The sequence below is a fragment of the Tistrella bauzanensis genome (assembly GCF_014636235.1).
GTDB lineage: Bacteria > Pseudomonadota > Alphaproteobacteria > Tistrellales > Tistrellaceae > Tistrella > Tistrella bauzanensis.
This window is the reverse complement of sequence record NZ_BMDZ01000019.1, coordinates 30,168-45,481: the sequence shown is the minus strand read 5'-3', so window position 1 is coordinate 45,481 and position 15,314 is coordinate 30,168. Positions and strand designations below refer to the sequence as shown.

The 15,314-nt window shown below is 67.6% G+C and carries 14 protein-coding genes; 11 read left to right on the top strand and 3 right to left on the bottom strand.

What is annotated here, in order from left to right; genetic code table 11:
• Nucleotide 1 precedes the first annotated feature (1 nt).
• The 3 genes from IEW15_RS10000 (at nt 2) to IEW15_RS09990 (ending at nt 2,039) form a co-directional block, all read left to right on the top strand.
• Complete coding sequence (locus tag IEW15_RS10000) at nt 2-502, top strand: type II toxin-antitoxin system RatA family toxin (protein WP_188577374.1); 501 nt, start codon at nt 2-4, stop codon at nt 500-502.
• A 125-nt stretch (nt 503-627) separates the two neighbouring features.
• Nucleotides 628-1,089, top strand: a complete 462-nt coding sequence (locus tag IEW15_RS09995; protein WP_188577372.1) for a GyrI-like domain-containing protein — start codon at nt 628-630, stop codon at nt 1,087-1,089.
• Nucleotides 1,086-2,039, top strand: coding sequence for a sigma-70 family RNA polymerase sigma factor (locus tag IEW15_RS09990; protein ID WP_188577370.1), 954 nt, complete (start codon nt 1,086-1,088; stop codon nt 2,037-2,039). Before IEW15_RS09995 ends, IEW15_RS09990 begins: the two co-directional genes overlap by 4 nt.
• A 14-nt stretch (nt 2,040-2,053) precedes the next feature.
• On the opposite strand, the gene IEW15_RS09985 is transcribed toward IEW15_RS09990, so the two are convergent.
• The 3 genes from IEW15_RS09985 to IEW15_RS09975 all read right to left on the bottom strand — a co-directional run bounded on the left by IEW15_RS09985 (nt 2,054) and on the right by IEW15_RS09975 (nt 4,464).
• Nucleotides 2,054-2,551, bottom strand: coding sequence for a CinA family protein (locus IEW15_RS09985; protein ID WP_188577368.1), 498 nt, complete (start codon nt 2,549-2,551; stop codon nt 2,054-2,056).
• A 69-nt stretch (nt 2,552-2,620) separates the two neighbouring features.
• Nucleotides 2,621-3,157: a phosphatidylglycerophosphatase A family protein gene (locus tag IEW15_RS09980; RefSeq protein WP_188577366.1), complete on the bottom strand. Its 537-nt coding sequence runs from the start codon at nt 3,155-3,157 to the stop codon at nt 2,621-2,623.
• Nucleotides 3,154-4,464, bottom strand: a complete 1,311-nt coding sequence (locus tag IEW15_RS09975; protein WP_188577364.1) for a bifunctional 2-C-methyl-D-erythritol 4-phosphate cytidylyltransferase/2-C-methyl-D-erythritol 2,4-cyclodiphosphate synthase — start codon at nt 4,462-4,464, stop codon at nt 3,154-3,156. Before IEW15_RS09975 ends, IEW15_RS09980 begins: the two co-directional genes overlap by 4 nt.
• 275 nt (nt 4,465-4,739) lie before the next feature.
• On the opposite strand from IEW15_RS09975, the gene dusB reads away from it, so the two are divergent.
• The 8 genes from dusB to hfq all read left to right on the top strand — a co-directional run bounded on the left by dusB (nt 4,740) and on the right by hfq (nt 15,140).
• Nucleotides 4,740-5,804 carry a tRNA dihydrouridine synthase DusB gene (dusB, locus tag IEW15_RS09970; RefSeq protein WP_188577362.1) on the top strand — a complete coding sequence of 355 codons (1,065 nt, stop codon included), beginning with the start codon at nt 4,740-4,742 and terminating at the stop codon, nt 5,802-5,804.
• Between the two features lie 179 nt (nt 5,805-5,983).
• Nucleotides 5,984-7,132, top strand: coding sequence for a two-component system sensor histidine kinase NtrB (locus IEW15_RS09965; protein ID WP_188577420.1), 1,149 nt, complete (start codon nt 5,984-5,986; stop codon nt 7,130-7,132).
• A 15-nt stretch (nt 7,133-7,147) separates the two neighbouring features.
• Nucleotides 7,148-8,632, top strand: coding sequence for a nitrogen regulation protein NR(I) (ntrC, locus tag IEW15_RS09960; RefSeq protein ID WP_188577360.1), 1,485 nt, complete (start codon nt 7,148-7,150; stop codon nt 8,630-8,632).
• Between the two features lie 92 nt (nt 8,633-8,724).
• Nucleotides 8,725-11,124, top strand: coding sequence for a sensor histidine kinase NtrY-like (locus IEW15_RS09955; RefSeq protein ID WP_188577358.1), 2,400 nt, complete (start codon nt 8,725-8,727; stop codon nt 11,122-11,124).
• A gap of 4 nt (nt 11,125-11,128) precedes the next feature.
• The gene (gene ntrX, locus IEW15_RS09950; RefSeq protein WP_188577356.1) at nt 11,129-12,514 is read left to right on the top strand and encodes a nitrogen assimilation response regulator NtrX; all 1,386 of its coding nucleotides are present in this window, start codon (nt 11,129-11,131) and stop codon (nt 12,512-12,514) included.
• A gap of 46 nt (nt 12,515-12,560) precedes the next feature.
• The gene (gene trkA / locus IEW15_RS09945; protein WP_188577354.1) at nt 12,561-13,937 is read left to right on the top strand and encodes a Trk system potassium transporter TrkA; all 1,377 of its coding nucleotides are present in this window, start codon (nt 12,561-12,563) and stop codon (nt 13,935-13,937) included.
• A gap of 63 nt (nt 13,938-14,000) precedes the next feature.
• Complete coding sequence (locus IEW15_RS09940; protein ID WP_188577352.1) at nt 14,001-14,699, top strand: HAD family hydrolase; 699 nt, start codon at nt 14,001-14,003, stop codon at nt 14,697-14,699.
• A 171-nt stretch (nt 14,700-14,870) separates the two neighbouring features.
• Entirely contained in the window at nt 14,871-15,140 is a 270-nt protein-coding gene (gene hfq, locus IEW15_RS09935) for an RNA chaperone Hfq (RefSeq protein ID WP_188577350.1), read from the top strand.
• Nucleotides 15,141-15,314 lie beyond the last annotated feature (174 nt).

Below are 15,314 nucleotides of genomic sequence, written 5' to 3'. Positions count from 1 at the left end.
GATGCCGTCCTTCAGCGAAAAGCGCGTATTGCCCTACGCGCCCGACCAGCTTTTCGACCTTGTTGCAGCCGTCGATCGTTACCCCGAATTCCTGCCCTGGTGCATTGCCTCGCGCATTCGCACGCGGGAAAGCTTCGTCGACACCGATGGCCGGGCGCGGGAACGCATGGAGGCCGATCTGGTGATCGGCTTCAAGATGATCCGCGAGCGTTTCACCTCGAAGGTCGAGCTTCTGCGCCCGCATGAGGTGCTGGTCACCGACGTGACCGGGCCGTTCGACCATCTGCGCAACCGGTGGACGTTCGAGCCGCACCCGGAAGGCTGCCTGATCGACTTCGAGGTCGATTTCAAGTTCCGTTCCCGCCTGCTCGACAATGTGATGGGCGCCTTGTTCGGCGAGGCGACCCGACGCATGGTCCGCGCCTTCGAGGCCCGCGCCGCCGATCTGTACGGCCGCCCCGGTCTGCAGCGCGGTCAGGCACCGCGCGCGGCCGAGCCCTGATCGGATCCTCGGAGCCAGGCAGGCCGATCGCATCGGTTGTGACATGATCCGGCTTGATGTCACACATCATGCGCCCCGGGCGTCTTTCCGACAGAATGCCCCTGTCAGAGGAAAGGCGAGGTCCGATGTCTGCAACTGCCATTGCCCCAGGTTTTAGCCGCGTCACGCGCACCGGCTTCACCGTCACCGGCCTGTCGGCCGTGGTGTCAAATGACGACCCGGCCGCGATCGGTGCCCTTTGGGGCCGCTGGTTTGACCGGTGGCCGCTGGCCGGGCTCGCCGACGAGGACGCAGCGACATTCGCGGTCTATGACCGGTATCAAGGCGACCATACCGCGCCCTTCCGGCTGACCATCGGCCGCCGGCTGGTTGCCAGCGTCGCGGTGCGCGCCGGGCTGACGCAAGTGACGGTGCCCGGCGGCGACTTTCTGGAGCTGGTCACGACCGGCGACCAGCCCGCGGCCGTGGCGGCGGGGTGGGCGCGGATCTGGCGCGAGGTGACGGGACGGTGCTTTGTGGCCGATGTCGACCGCTGGCCCGACGCGGCACCCGGCCGGGCCGAGATCCTGGTCGGGGTGTGGCCATGAGTGGCACCGAGGCCTTCCTGACCCATGCGCCGGCAGCCTGGGCACAGGCCTATCGGCTGACCGGCAGCGCCGCCGATGCCGATGACGTGATGCAGGATACCTGGCTGCGCTGGCAGCGGGCCGGCGATGGACCCGAAGAGGGGCGGCCGCGTGAACCCCGGGCTTTTCTGCTGAGTGTCGCCACGCGTCTGGCGCTGGATCGGTTGCGGCATCTGAAGCGTGCCCGTGTCGGCTATCCCGGACCATGGCTGCCGGAGCCGCTGGTGTCGGACATCGCCCTCCCTGAGCCCGGAGGCATCGAGGCGGCGGAGACCCTGTCGCTGGCGCTGTTGCGGCTGATGGAGCGCCTGCCGCCGTCGGAGCGCGCGGCGCTGCTGCTGGTCGAGGTGGCGGAGATGAGCCCGGCCGAGGCGGCTGCAGCACTCGGCATCCGTGATGCCTCGCTGCGCCAGCGCCTGTCGCGGGCGCGCCGCCGGCTGGCGGCGGCGCGGGCAGAGCTGCCGGCGCTGGCCGATCCCTTGCTCGACCGCAGCCCCGGCAGCCCGGCGGCCGACCCGGATGCGGCGCGGCGGCTGGCCGAAGCGGTGCTGGACGCGGTGGCCGCCGGTGACGACGCCGCCCTGCGGCGTCTGTTCGCGGCCGATGTGGTGCTGGAAAGCGATGGCGGCGGCAAGGCTGCGGCGGCCCTGAACCCGATCCGCGGCATCGACAAGGTGATCCGCTTCCTGCTGTCGATCCATCGCAAGAACCCGACCATGATGCTGCGGCTGGCATCGGTCAACGGCCATCCGGGGTTTGTACAGCACCTGACCGACGGCACCATATCGGTGACGGCGCTGGTGCCGGACGGGCAGGGGCGGGTTGGCGCCATTCTGACCATGCGCAATCCCGACAAGCTGACGGCGATCCGTCCCGTGCCGCCAATGGACCCTGTGCCGCCGACTGACTGAACCGGCTGGCCGGTTCAGTCAGTCGGCGCGAGAGCGTCGAGCAGCAGGTCGAGTGCTGCGGCAACACTCTGCAGGCGCACGGCCTGACGGTCGCCGGCGAAAACATGGCGGCGATGCACCACCGTGCCGTTGCGTCGGGCGCAGGCGAAATGCACCAGCCCCACAGGCTTGGTGGCGGTGGCGCCGCCGGGGCCGGCAATGCCGGTGACCGATACCGCCAGATCGGCCAGGGAATTGGCGATGCCGCCGGTGGCCATGGCCTCGGCGACCGGGCGGCTGACGGCACCGTCCGATGCGATCAGCGCCGCCGGCACGCCGACCATGGCGGTCTTGGCGTCATTCGAATAGGTCACGAAACCGCGGTCGACCACGTCGGACGATCCGGCAACCGTGGTCAGCGCGCCGGCGATCAGCCCGCCGGTGCAGCTTTCGACCGTGGCGATGCGCAGGCCTTGCGCGCGGGCGCGATCCAGCACGATGCCGGCGGTCTCGATCAGGTCATCGAAGGTCATGGGGGTGCGGGGCCTCCGGCCGGTGGGGATGAGGGTGGCGATGAGGGGCGACGATCACGGATATGATGATCAGGGAGTGTGCACAAGCGGCGACAGGCCCGCGGCGTCGAGGCCGGTGGCGATCAGCCCCAGCACGATCGCTGCATAGACCCCCGCGATCAGGTCGTCGAGGATCACCCCCAGCGCGCCGCGGACATGGCGATCGGCCCAGCCCACGGGAAAGGGCTTGGCGATATCGAAGGTGCGGAAGGCGATGAAGGCCAGGATCCACCACAGCCAGTCGCCCAGCCGGCCCAGCGGGGCCAGCGCCGCCAGAGTGATCCACAATCCGGCCAGTTCGTCGATGACCACCCGGCCGGGATCGTGGATGCCGTCATGGGCCGTGACCATGCGGATCGCCCACCAGCCGACCAGAATCGCCACCAGCGCCCCCAGCAGCAAGGCTTCGGCGCCCCCCGCCCAGGCGACGGGAATGCCCAGGAAGAGGGCTGCGACCGATCCCACCGTTCCCGGTGCGCGGCGGGCGTTGCCGCTGCCCAGCACGGTTGCGATCAGTTCGGCCGGATGATGTCGGGGCAGATGCTCGCGATGCCGGCGGGGGCTCATGGCGTCCGCTCCCAGATGATGGCTCCAGTGCCGGCTTCGGGTAGCAGCACGGTGGCACTGGCCATGGCGGCCAGCCCCTCGCCGCGGCCGGTGAAGCCCAGCTTTTCGGTGGTCGTTGCCTTTACGCCGATGCGTGTCGGCGGCAGGCCGGTCAGGTCGGCCAGACGCGCCCGCATCGCCGCGCGATGCGGGCCGATCTTCGGCCGTTCGCCGATGATGGTGACATCGCAATGCACCAGCCGTCCACCCATCGCCCCCATCAGGGCCAGCGCATGAACCAGAAACCGGTCCGACGATGCCCCCTTCCAGCGCGGATCGCTGGGCGGGAAATGCCGGCCGATATCGTCGGCGGCGATCGCCCCCAGTACCGCGTCGGTCAGGGCATGCAGCGCCACATCCGCATCGGAATGACCGTTCAGGCCGTGGCTGTGCGGCACCGCAACCCCGCACAGCCAGACATGGTTCCCCGGCCCGAAGCCGTGTACGTCGAAGCCGGTGCCGGTTGCCGGCAGCAGGGTTGCGGCCGGGCGGCTGCCGCTGGCCGCCAGCATCTGCCGCGCCCGATCGAAATCACCGGCGGTGGTGATCTTGAAGGCAGTCTCGCTGCCGGCGACCAGCCGGACGGCATGACCTGCGGCCTCCATCACCGCGGCATCATCCGTCAATGCCAGCCCCGCGACCGCGTGATGCGCCGCCAGCAGCAGATCCAGCCGCGCGCCCTGGGGCGTCTGTGCCCGCCACAATCCGTCACGGGCCATGGTGCCGGCAACCAGAGCCGCGCCATCCGCCGCCGCATCGGCGGCGCGCTTCAGCGTGTCGGTCACCGGCAATGCCGGTAATGCCGCCGGAGCATCGCCCAGCGCATCGATCACCCGGTCGATCATCGCCGCCGGCACGAAGGGCCGCGCCGCGTCATGCACCAGCACCAGATCGATACCGCCCGCCGCCGCCAGCGCCTCCAGGCCCAGCCGAACCGATGCCTGGCGCTCAGCGCCGCCGATCACCGCAGGCGCAAGCTTGCCCGACCGTGGGTCCAGGCCATCTGTGGTCAGATCGTACAGCACCTGATCATCGGCGCCGATCACCACCTGGACCCGGTCGATGCGCGGATGGTCCAGGAAGGCCCGCATCGGGTGACACAACACCGCCTGACCATCCAGTGCCTGATACTGTTTGGGAACCGCGGTGCCGAAGCGCCGGCCGCGACCGGCCGCCACGATCAGGACCGCCACCCGGGGCCGCACGGCCGATGCCGGATCGGCCGGGTCTGCATTGGCCGAAGCGGCATCGAACAAGGTGGCGGTCATCGGCGGATCTCCTCGGATGGCGGGCAGGACGCGCGGCGGCAGGCAGGCCCGCGTCCTTCGATACCGGGACAGGACCGGTCATGCAAGCGCGCCTTCAGCGATCGGCAGGCGCGGCCCCGTGGGGCCACGTCCAGTCCTCGACAGCCTGCCTCGCTTACGGGGCTGTGCGGCCAGAGCGCGCGCGACGCTTGCGCGGCGGGGGCCGGCTCAATACACTTCGCCTAAACTTTATGCACCCGGACAGGGCAACTGCCCACCCCATGATCAGGAACCCGATGACCGACCGGATCGCTTCCCCCGGAAATCCCATCGCCGCGCTGCTGTTTCCGGCCGCCGATGCACGACCGCCGGCGCCGGCGCCCGTGCTTCTGGCGCCGATGGCGGGCGTGACCGACCGGCCGTTCCGGGCAATGGTGCGCCGGTTCGGCGCGTCGATGATGGCATCCGAGATGATCGCCGGCGGCACGTTGGTGGAAGGGCGTGCCCGCACGCTGGCCATGATCGACCTCGACGGCGAGCCGGGGCCCATCGCCATTCAGTTGGCCGGCCGCGACCCGGCCGTGATGGCGGAGGCGGCGGCGCGGGCGGTGGAGGCGGGCGCCGCGATCGTGGATATCAATATGGGCTGTCCCGCCAAGAAGGTCACCAGCGGCGCCTGTGGCGCAGCATTGATGCGCGAGCCGGCGCTTGCCGAAACCATTCTGCGCGCGGTGATCGATGCGGCCGGCCCCGTGCCGGTCACCGTGAAGATGCGCCTGGGGTGGGACGAGGGCAGCCTGACGGCCCCGGACCTGGCTGCACGGCTTGAACAGGCCGGCGCGCGGCTGATCACCGTGCATGGCCGCACGCGCGCCCAGCTCTATCGCGGTGCCGCCGATCCGGCCGGCATCGCCGCCGTCCGCCGGCGTGTCCGGATACCGTTGATCGCCAATGGCGACGTGATCTGTACCGCCGATGCCCGGCGGCTGCTGATGCAGACCGGCGCCGACGGCGTGATGGTGGCCCGCGCGACCATGGGCCGGCCCTGGTTGCCGGCGCAGATCATGGCCGGGCTCAGCGGCATGGATGACGATGCGGTGGTGCCCGATACTGCCGGCATCTGGGCCCTGGCCCGTGATCATTTCGACCTGGCGCTGACGCATTATGGAGAACAGAAGGGCCGGCGGGTGATCCGCAAGCATCTCGATGCCTATGCGACATCGGCCGGTGCCGGGCGGATCGTGCGCGATGCCCTGGTCCGAACCGATGATGCCGGCGCCGTGCGCGACCGGCTGGCGGCATTGGCCGACGGACCGGTGGGCCCGGCCGATCTCGCCCGCATGTTTGGAGCGGCCGCATGACCGAGCGCCGTCGGGCTGTCACACCCGCAGATGATCGACCAACCCCCGACCCCGCCGCCATGGCCGCCGCACCCATGGAGACCGCCCGTGACCGCAATGGCCAGGACGGACCGGCGGAGGAGGGCCTGTCCACGCCAGCCGGAGAGGCCGACGGCCTGTCCGCCCCCCCCCGCCAGCGCATGTGGAAAGGTCTGGCCCAGACCATGGCTCTGACCAGTTTCGGCCGGAAGCGCCGGCCATCGAAATCGCCGGTTCCCGGCGATGCCATCCTCGACGCCTTGCCCCATCCGGTTCTGGTGGTGGCGAGTGACGACCGTATCCTTTATGGCAATCCCGCGGCCGAACAGTTTTTCGGCACCGGCATCTCGGTGCTGATCGGATCGGCGCTGACCGAGTTCATCCGCTATGACAGCCCGCTGATGGAACTGATCCGCAAGGGTCTGGCGGAAGGCGTATCGGGCCTGCATGAGTATGACATCGTGATCGACGGGCCGCGCACCGGCAGCCGGCTGGTCGATGTGCAGGTGGCGCCGATCGTCGACGCCAGCACGGCCGGTCCGGCGGTGCTGCTGTCGCTGATCGAACGCTCCATGGCCCACAAGATCGACCGCCAGTTGACCCATCGCGGCGCCGCGCGCTCGATCACCGGCATGGCCATGGCGCTGGCCCACGAGATCAAGAACCCGCTATCGGGTATCCGGGGCGCCGCACAGCTGCTGGAATACAATGTTCCGGAAGGCGACCGGATGCTGACTCAGCTGATCTGCAAGGAAGCCGACCGGATCGTGAACCTGATCGGCCGCATGGAACAGTTCTCGGACGGCCGGCCGATCGAACGCGAACCGGTGAACATCCATGTGGTTCTGGAACATGTCCGCCGGCTGGCGCAGAACGGCTTCGCCAGCCATGTCCGGTTCATCGAGCATTACGACCCGTCCCTGCCGCCGGTGTTCGGCCACCACGACATGCTGGTGCAGATCTTTCTGAATCTGGTGAAGAATGCCGCCGAGGCAGTGCCGGAGGAGGGTGGCGAGATCACCATGACCACCGCCTTCCAGCACGGTCTGCGGGTTCAGGTGCCCGGCACCCGCGAGCGGCTGGACCTGCCGCTGGTGGTGACAGTGCAGGACAATGGCCAGGGCGTCCCCGAAGACATCCGCGCCAACCTGTTCGATCCGTTCGTGACGACAAAGCCCTCGGGCACCGGCCTTGGCCTGTCGCTGGTCGCCAAGGCGGTCAACGATCATGGCGGGGTGATCGAGGTCGACAGCCGCCCCCGGCGCACCGTGTTCAAGGTGATGCTGCCCATGTACAACTCCAAGGCCTGAAGGAACGCAGACGCGATGGAGCCCGCAACCATCCTGGTCGCCGATGACGACCGCAGCATCTGCACCGTTCTGCATCAGGCGCTGAGCCGTGCCGGCCATACGGTCCGCACCACCGGCACCGCCGCATCCTTGTGGCGGATGGTGGAAGACGGCGACGGCGATCTGGTCATCACCGATGTGGTGATGCCCGACGAGAACGCGCTGGACCTGCTGCCGCGCATCAAACGCCTGCGCCCCAATCTGCCGGTTATCGTGATGACCGCGCAGAAGACCCTGTTGACCGCCGTGAAGGCCACTGAACGCGGCGCGTTCGAATATCTGCCCAAGCCTTTCGATCTGAACGAACTTCTGCGGATCGTGCAGCGGGCGCTGAACACCCGGCGTGGCGATGCGCCGCTGCCGGCGCTGGACCCGCGCAGCCAGCCGCAGGCCGATGAGGAAATGCCGCTGGTCGGCCGCTCGCCGTCGATGCAGGAAGTCTATCGGGTCATGGCCCGGATCATGGGCACCGACCTGACGGTGATGATCACCGGCGAAAGCGGCACCGGCAAAGAACTGGTGGCGCGGGCGCTGCATGACTATGGCAAGCGCCGGGGTGGACCCTTCGTCGCCATCAACATGGCGGCGATCCCGCGTGATCTGATCGAGAGTGAGATGTTCGGTCACGAGAAGGGCGCCTTCACCGGTGCCGCCCAGCGCAAGACCGGCCGCTTCGAACAGGCCCAGGGCGGCACGCTGTTCCTGGACGAGATCGGCGACATGCCGCTGGATGCGCAGACCCGGCTGTTGCGCGTGCTGCAGGAAGGCGAGTTCACCACCGTCGGCGGCCGCACGCCGATCCGGGCCGATGTGCGGATCATCGCCGCCACCCATCGCGATCTGCGCCAGCTGATCCAGCAGGGGCTGTTCCGCGAGGATCTGTTTTATCGCCTGAACGTGGTGCCGGTGCGTCTGCCCCCGTTGCGGGAACGGCGCGAGGACATCGCCGACCTCGCCCGCCATTTCCTGAAGCTGGCCTGCGACCAGGGACTGCCGCTGAAGAGCCTGTCCGCCGATGCAGTCGAGGTTTTGAGCGCCTATCACTGGCCGGGCAATGTCCGCGAGCTGGAAAACCTGATGCGGCGTCTGGCGGCGCTGTCGGCGGAAGACGTGATCTATCGCCCCGATATCGAAGGCGAATTCGCCGAGCCGCTGCCGGCCGACGACGATCGCCGTCGGGGCGGCAGCCTGGGCGAGGCGATCGATTTCCATCTGGCGGAGTATTTCGATGCCCATGACGACGGTCTGCCACCCGCGGGGCTGTATGACCGCATCCTGCGCGAGGTCGAGCGGCCGCTGATCGAACGCACCCTGGTCGCCACCCGCGGCAATCAGATCAAGGCGGCGCAGGTGCTGGGCCTGAACCGCAACACGCTGCGCAAGAAGATCCGCGATCTGGCGATCGAGGTGACCCGCGGGGGCGAGCCAACCCGTATCGGTGGTGGTCCGTCCGGCCGATGAGCGATACCGACCGGCCAGAACCGCACCAGACAGGTCCGGAGGATCAACGACCGGACGGCGCCGCACGTCCGGTATCGCCGCCGTCATCGACTATGCGCAGCAAGGCCGATGACGCGCGCCGCGAACGCTATGCCGGTCGTATCGCCGGCAGTTTCGGCCGACGGATGACCGTGCTGTTCGCCCGTATCCGACCGGGGCGGATCTTCACCATCGCGCTGCTGGTCGCGGCACTGGCATCGGGCGTCGCGACCTATCTGGCATTGACCGGGCTGTCGTTCTTCGGCGGCAACTGGGGCAGCGAGGCCCGTGCCGATGCCAGCACGGTATTCATTCTGCTGAATGTCGATCTGGCATTGCTGCTGCTGCTGGTGGGTGTGCTGGCCCATGGGCTGATCCGACTGTGGCTGCAACGCCGCCGGCGATCGGCGGGATCACGGCTGCAATTGCGGCTGGTGACGCTGTTCGCCTTGGTGGCCGCGCTACCGGCGATCGTGGTGATGGTGTTCTCGGCGCTGTTCTTCGATTTCGGCATCCAGACCTGGTTCAACGAACGGGTGCGCACCGCGCTGAACCAGTCCAATGCCGTGGCGCGCGCCTATCTGCTTGAACATCAGCGCACGATCCGCGCCGATGTCATTGCCATGGCGGCCGATATCGATCGCGAGGCCCTGACCACCTTCGATGCATCAGGGCGGCTGCAACGGCTGCTGGAAATCCAGGCGGCGCTGCGCAATCTGCCGGAGGCCATGGTGTTTCGGGGTGATGGCCGCATCCTGGCCCGCAGTGAATTGAGCTTCAGCCTGGAATTCGCCACCGTGCCCCAGCCGCTGCTGGATCAGGCGCGGCGTGGCGATGTGGTGCTGCTGACCGATCGTCAGGACGACCGGGTGCGGGCGCTGATCCAGGTGCAGAGCCTGGGCGATGTCTTCCTGTATGTCGGCCGCTTCGTCGACAGTGCCGTGCTCGACCACATGGAGCAGGTCAACCGCGCGGTCAGCCAGTATGACGAGGCCGAAAGCCGCAGGTCCGGCATTCAGCTGACCTTCACCGGCCTGTTCGTGCTGATCGCGCTGGTTCTGCTGCTGGCGGCGGTGTGGATCGGCTTTCTGGTCGCCCGTTCGATCGCGCGGCCGATGAGCCAGCTGGTCGGTGCCGCCGAACGCGTGCGCAGCGGCGACCTGCGCGCCCAGGTGCCTGAGGGCCGCGAGGACGACGAGGTCGGCATCCTGGCCCGTGCCTTCAACCGTATGACCCGTCAGTTGGCCGCCCAGCGCGAGGCTCTGCTGGCGGCCAACCGCCAGATCGACACCCGGCGCCGGTTCACCGAGAAGGTGCTGGAAGGGGTGTCGGCGGGGGTGATCGGCCTGGATGCCGATCATCGGGTCAATCTGGCCAACCGGTCGGCGCTGTCGCTGCTTGGCCTCGATTTCGATCAGGCGGTCGACCGGCCGATGGTGGACCTGCTGCCGGCGCTGGAACCGCTGCTGGCGCGGCTGGTCGACCGCCCGGATCGGGTGGTTCAGGCGCAGATCGAAGCCGACCCGGGCGGGCGCCATCGCAATCTGATGGTGCGTCTGGCCGCCGATATCATCTCGACCCGCGACAGCGGGCCGGCCGCCCCGGTCGGCGTGGTCATCACCTTCGACGACATCACCGATCTGATGGTGGCGCAACGCACCGCCGCCTGGTCGGACGTGGCGCGCCGTATCGCTCACGAGATCAAGAACCCGCTGACCCCCATCCAACTGTCGGCCGAACGCCTGAAACGCCGCTACCTGAAAGAGATCACCTCCGATCCCGATACCTTTGTCGCCTGCACTGATACCATCATCCGTCAGGTCGGCGATATCGGCCGCATGGTGAACGAGTTCTCGTCCTTCGCCCGTATGCCCCAGCCGGTGATGACCGACGTCGATCTGGGACCGCTGGTGCGTGAATCTGTGATCACTCAACGCCTTGGCCGCCCCGAACTGGGATTCGAATTCACCCGCCCGGACGTGCCTGTCCTGGTGCGGGCAGACAGCCGGCTGTTGGGACAGGCCCTCACCAATCTTCTGGTGAATGCCGGACAGGCCGTTGATACCATTGCCGAAGCCGAAGGTGTGCCGGCGCGTGATCTGCCCCCGGAGCGGCGGCGCATCGTCGTCGCCATCGAGGCCCGCGACCGGCTGGCACAGATCACCGTCACCGATGCCGGGCGCGGTCTGCCCGAGAGCTTGAAGGGCAGGCTGACTGAGCCCTATGTCACAACGAAGGCCAAGGGAACGGGTTTGGGCCTCGCCATCGTGCGCAAGATCATGGAAGATCACGGCGGCCGCGTGTCGATCGACGACAGGCGGGACAGCGACGGACGCATTCTCGGCGCCGTCGCCACGCTTGAACTGCCTCTGGCTGCCCCGGTCTCCGTCGCCGGTGCGGTTACCCCTGAAATCCGGCCGACCCCGCCAAGCCAAGACGGTCCTATCAGCGAACCTGGTTCTACAAGGCCCTGACGCGATGCCATCGGACATTCTGATCGTCGATGACGAGGACGACATCCGGCACCTCGTCGCCGAACTGCTCCGTGATGAGGGCTATACCGCCCGCACCGCGCGCAACAGCGACGAGGCGCTGGGGGAAGTTGCCGCCCGTCTCCCCGATATGGTGCTGCTCGACATCTGGCTCGACGGCAGCCGGCTCGACGGCATGGAGATTCTGGCCGAGATCGTGCGCGAGCATCCCGGCCTGCCGGTGGTGATGTTCAGCGGCCACGGCACCATCGAGACCGCGGTGACGGCGATCCGCGACGGTGCCTATGATTTCATCGAGAAGCCGTTCAAATCGGACCGGCTGCTGCTGGTGGTCCGCAATGCGATCGAACAGGCGAAGCTGCGCCGCGAGATCGCCGACCTGAAGAAGCGCGCCGGTATCGATGCCGAACTGATCGGCGGATCGGCGGCGATCAGGCAGCTGCGCCACACGATCGAGCGGGTGGCGCCGACGAACAGCCGCGTGCTGGTCACCGGCCCCGCCGGTGCCGGCAAGGAAGTGGCGGCGCGGCGCGTACACATGCAGTCGAAGCGCGCAGAGGCGCCGTTCGTGGTGCTGAACTGCGCGATCATGACCCCCGACCGGGTCGAGGCCGAGCTGTTCGGCGCCGAACCCGGCGCGCTGGGCCCAGAGACGCCACGCAAGCTGGGCCTGTTCGAACAGGCCCATTCGGGCACGTTGTTCCTGGACGAAGTGTCGGACCTGCCGCTCGAAACCCAGGGCAAGGTGGTGCGGGCGCTGCACGAACAGCGTTTCACCCGTCTTGGCGGCGAACGGCCGATCGAGGTGGATGTGCGTGTGGTGGCGGCGACCAACCGCGACCTCGGCACCGAGATCCAGGCCGGACGGTTCCGCGAGGATCTGTTCTATCGCCTGAACGTGGTGCCGTTGCGCGTGCCCAGCCTGAAGGAACGCCGCGACGACATCCCGGATCTGGCGCGCCATTTCATGGTGCGGGCGGCCGGGCTGTCGGGTCTGCCGGCGCGCAGTCTGGGCGCCGATGCGCTGGCCGTGCTTCAGGCCGGCGAGTGGCCGGGCAATGTCAGGCAGTTGCGCAATGTCATCGAATGGCTGCTGATCATGGCACCGGGCGACGTCCAGGCCGAGATCCGGGCCGAAATGCTGCCGCCGGAACTGGGGGCAGGGGCGCCGGCCCTGGTCAATCCGTCGGAAGATGGCGAGATCATGGGCCTGCCGCTGCGCGATGCGCGCGAGGTGTTCGAGCGCAACTATCTGAAGGCACAGGTGGCGCGGTTCAACGGCAATGTGTCGCGCACGGCAAGCTTCGTCGGCATGGAACGTTCGGCCCTGCACCGCAAGCTCAAGAGCCTCGGCATCAACACCTCGTCGTAAATCCCTGTCCTGATCACAGGGTGCGGCCCCCGGAAGGCAGGCGTACATGAAGGTCATCATCTGCGGTGCCGGCCAGGTGGGCTATAACATCGCCCGGTCGCTCGCCCGTGAAGACAATGACATCACGGTCATCGACCAGTCGGAAGATCTGATCCGGAAGCTGTCGGAGAGCCTGGATATCAAGGGGCTGATCGGCTATGCCTCGCATCCGGACGTGCTGGAACAGGCCGGCGCCGCCGATGCCGACATGCTGATCGCGGTGACCGCGTCGGACGAGGTGAACATGGTCGCCTGTCAGGTGGCCCATGCCCTGTTCAACGTGCCGACCAAGATCGCGCGCGTGCGTCATCAGGGCTATCTGCAGCCGATGTGGGCCGACCTGTTCAGCCGCGAGAACCTGCCGATCGACGTGATCATCTCGCCGGAGCTGGAGGTCGCGCGCGCCATCGGCCGGCGGCTGAAGGTGCCGGGTGCCACCGACGTCATCCCATTTGCCGGCGACCGGGTCTATCTGGTCAGCCTGAAGGCCGATGCGGCCTGTCCGGTGGTCAACACGCCGCTGGCGCAGTTGACCGAGCTGTTTCCCGACCTGACCTTGCGTATCGTCGCCATCATCCGCGGCGACCGGATGATGGTGCCGACCCCGCGTGACCAGATCCTGCCCGGCGACCAGATCTATTTCGTCGCCGACCGCGAGCACGTGCCGCGGGCGATGGCGATCTTCGGCTTCGAGGAGCGCGAGGCCCGGCGGATCGTCGTGGTCGGTGGCGGCAATATCGGCCTGTTCCTGACCGTGCAGTTGGAAAAGCTGCAACCACGGCTGAACATCAAGCTGATCGAAGCCGATCGCCACCGCGCCGAGCGCATTGCCGACCGGCTGAGCCATTCGCTGGTGCTGTCGGGCAGCGGGCTGGATCCCGACCTGTTGGGTGACGCCAATATCAGCCATGCCGAAACCATCGTCACCGTCACCAATGACGATGAGTCCAACATCCTGTCGGCGCTGCTGGCCAAGCGGCTGGGCTGCAAACGGGCGATGGCGCTGGTCAACAACCCGACCTATCCGCCGCTGATCAGTTCTCTGGGTGTGGATGTGGTGATCAACCCGCGGGCCGTGACCGTCTCACGCATCCTGCAGCATGTCCGGCGCGGCCGCATTCATGCGGTCTACAGCCTGCATGATGGCGGCGGCGAGATCATTGAGGCGGATGCGCTGGAGACCTCGCCGCTGGTCGGCCGGCCGCTGCGCGACACCGCGCTGCCCCCGGGCGTGATCATCGGTGCCGTGGTTCGCGACGGCAAGGTGATGGCGCCGGATGGCGACACCATCATCAAGGTGCGCGACCGCATCGTGCTGTTCGCCCTGGCCGACAGCATCCGCAAGGTGGAGAAGCTGTTCTCGGTGCGGTTGGAATTCTTCTGAGCCCGGCCGGGCCGCCCGGACCCAGGCCCCCAATGCCATGAACCGACATCAGGAGCATCGCGCATGACCGCGATCGACGACGCCACGGCCTTCGCCCGGCTGCCGCTGCCGGCTGCCGTGCTGTTCGACTGGGATCACACCCTGGTCGACGCCTGGGGCGCGATTCTGGCGGCCTATAACGACGTGATGATCGCCTTTGGTCAGCCACCGGTGCTGACGCCGGAAGAGGGCCGGCTGCGCATCCGACGGTCGATGCGCGACACCTTTCCCGATCTGTTCGGCGATCGCTGGCAGGAAGCGGCCTTGTATTTCAAATCGGCCTATGCCGCGCGCCATCTGGATCTGCTGACCGCCATGGACGGTGCCGCCGATCTGCTGGACCTGCTGGCACGGGCCGGGGTGCCGGTCGGCGTGGTCAGCAACAAGCAGGGGCCATTCCTGCGTGCGGAAGCCGGGCATCTGGGCTGGACCAGCCGCTTCACGGCACTGGTGGGGGCGGGCGATGCCGCGCGGGACAAGCCCGATGCGGCACCGGTTGCCATGGCCCTGGCGCCGATGGCGGTCGCGGCCGGGCCGGATGTGTGGTTCGTGGGCGATGCGCTGGTGGATATGGACTGTGCCACGGCCGCCGGCTGCACCGGCATTCTGCTGGTCCATGATGGCGCGAGCCTCGATGACGGGGCGCTTGCCCGCGCATCGATCAGGGTTGTCGATTGCCGCCACCTGCATGACCTTGTAACTTCGGCGATGGGTCTTACCTGATCGGTCGGTCCGATATGGCAAGGCCCGGGCCGGCGTGTGATGGCACGCGGTAACTGGACGGGGGACGTCCGGCACCGGCTCGACAAAGATCCCGGCTAAGGCCCAGAAAGCGGCCGCGGCGGCCGGGAGATAGATCAAACTCGCCGCATGATAACAAGAAGGGGTGCCTCCATGGCGTCTGAGAAGAACCAGAATCTCCAGGATGTGTTTCTGAATTACATCCGGAAGAACAAGACTCCCGTGACCGTCTTCCTGGTCAATGGTGTCAAGCTTCAGGGTGTTGTGACCTGGTTCGACAACTTCTCCGTGCTTTTGCGGAGGGACGGGCACAGTCAGCTCGTCTATAAGCATGCGATCTCGACCGTGATGCCGACTGTACCGGTGCAGTTGTTCGACCCCCAGGCCCAGGGCGAACGTGACAAGGAGCACGGGGACCACTGACCCGGCCGCAGACAGCGCCACCGTTGCTGGCGGCGGTGGCGCCCTCCGGCTGGTCGACCAATATCTAACAGACTGGGGCCGCCGCGGTATCGCTGGCGGCCTTTCCTGATGACATCGACGTCTGATGACATCAACCTTGAGCGACGTTCTGTCGCGATCACGCCTTGCGCATGG

Coding starts and splice junctions, on each gene's coding strand:
- IEW15_RS09985 (WP_188577368.1), bottom strand. CDS start 2,551: ATGACCTTCGATGACCTGATCGAGACCGCCGGCATCGTGCTGGATCGC.
- IEW15_RS09940 (WP_188577352.1), top strand. CDS start 14,001: ATGACCGCGATCGACGACGCCACGGCCTTCGCCCGGCTGCCGCTGCCG.
- IEW15_RS09980 (WP_188577366.1), bottom strand. CDS start 3,157: ATGAGCCCCCGCCGGCATCGCGAGCATCTGCCCCGACATCATCCGGCC.
- trkA (WP_188577354.1), top strand. CDS start 12,561: ATGAAGGTCATCATCTGCGGTGCCGGCCAGGTGGGCTATAACATCGCC.
- IEW15_RS09990 (WP_188577370.1), top strand. CDS start 1,086: ATGAGTGGCACCGAGGCCTTCCTGACCCATGCGCCGGCAGCCTGGGCA.
- IEW15_RS09995 (WP_188577372.1), top strand. CDS start 628: ATGTCTGCAACTGCCATTGCCCCAGGTTTTAGCCGCGTCACGCGCACC.
- dusB (WP_188577362.1), top strand. CDS start 4,740: ATGACCGACCGGATCGCTTCCCCCGGAAATCCCATCGCCGCGCTGCTG.
- ntrC (WP_188577360.1), top strand. CDS start 7,148: ATGGAGCCCGCAACCATCCTGGTCGCCGATGACGACCGCAGCATCTGC.
- IEW15_RS09955 (WP_188577358.1), top strand. CDS start 8,725: ATGCGCAGCAAGGCCGATGACGCGCGCCGCGAACGCTATGCCGGTCGT.
- IEW15_RS09965 (WP_188577420.1), top strand. CDS start 5,984: ATGTGGAAAGGTCTGGCCCAGACCATGGCTCTGACCAGTTTCGGCCGG.
- IEW15_RS10000 (WP_188577374.1), top strand. CDS start 2: ATGCCGTCCTTCAGCGAAAAGCGCGTATTGCCCTACGCGCCCGACCAG.
- ntrX (WP_188577356.1), top strand. CDS start 11,129: ATGCCATCGGACATTCTGATCGTCGATGACGAGGACGACATCCGGCAC.
- hfq (WP_188577350.1), top strand. CDS start 14,871: ATGGCGTCTGAGAAGAACCAGAATCTCCAGGATGTGTTTCTGAATTAC.
- IEW15_RS09975 (WP_188577364.1), bottom strand. CDS start 4,464: ATGACCGCCACCTTGTTCGATGCCGCTTCGGCCAATGCAGACCCGGCC.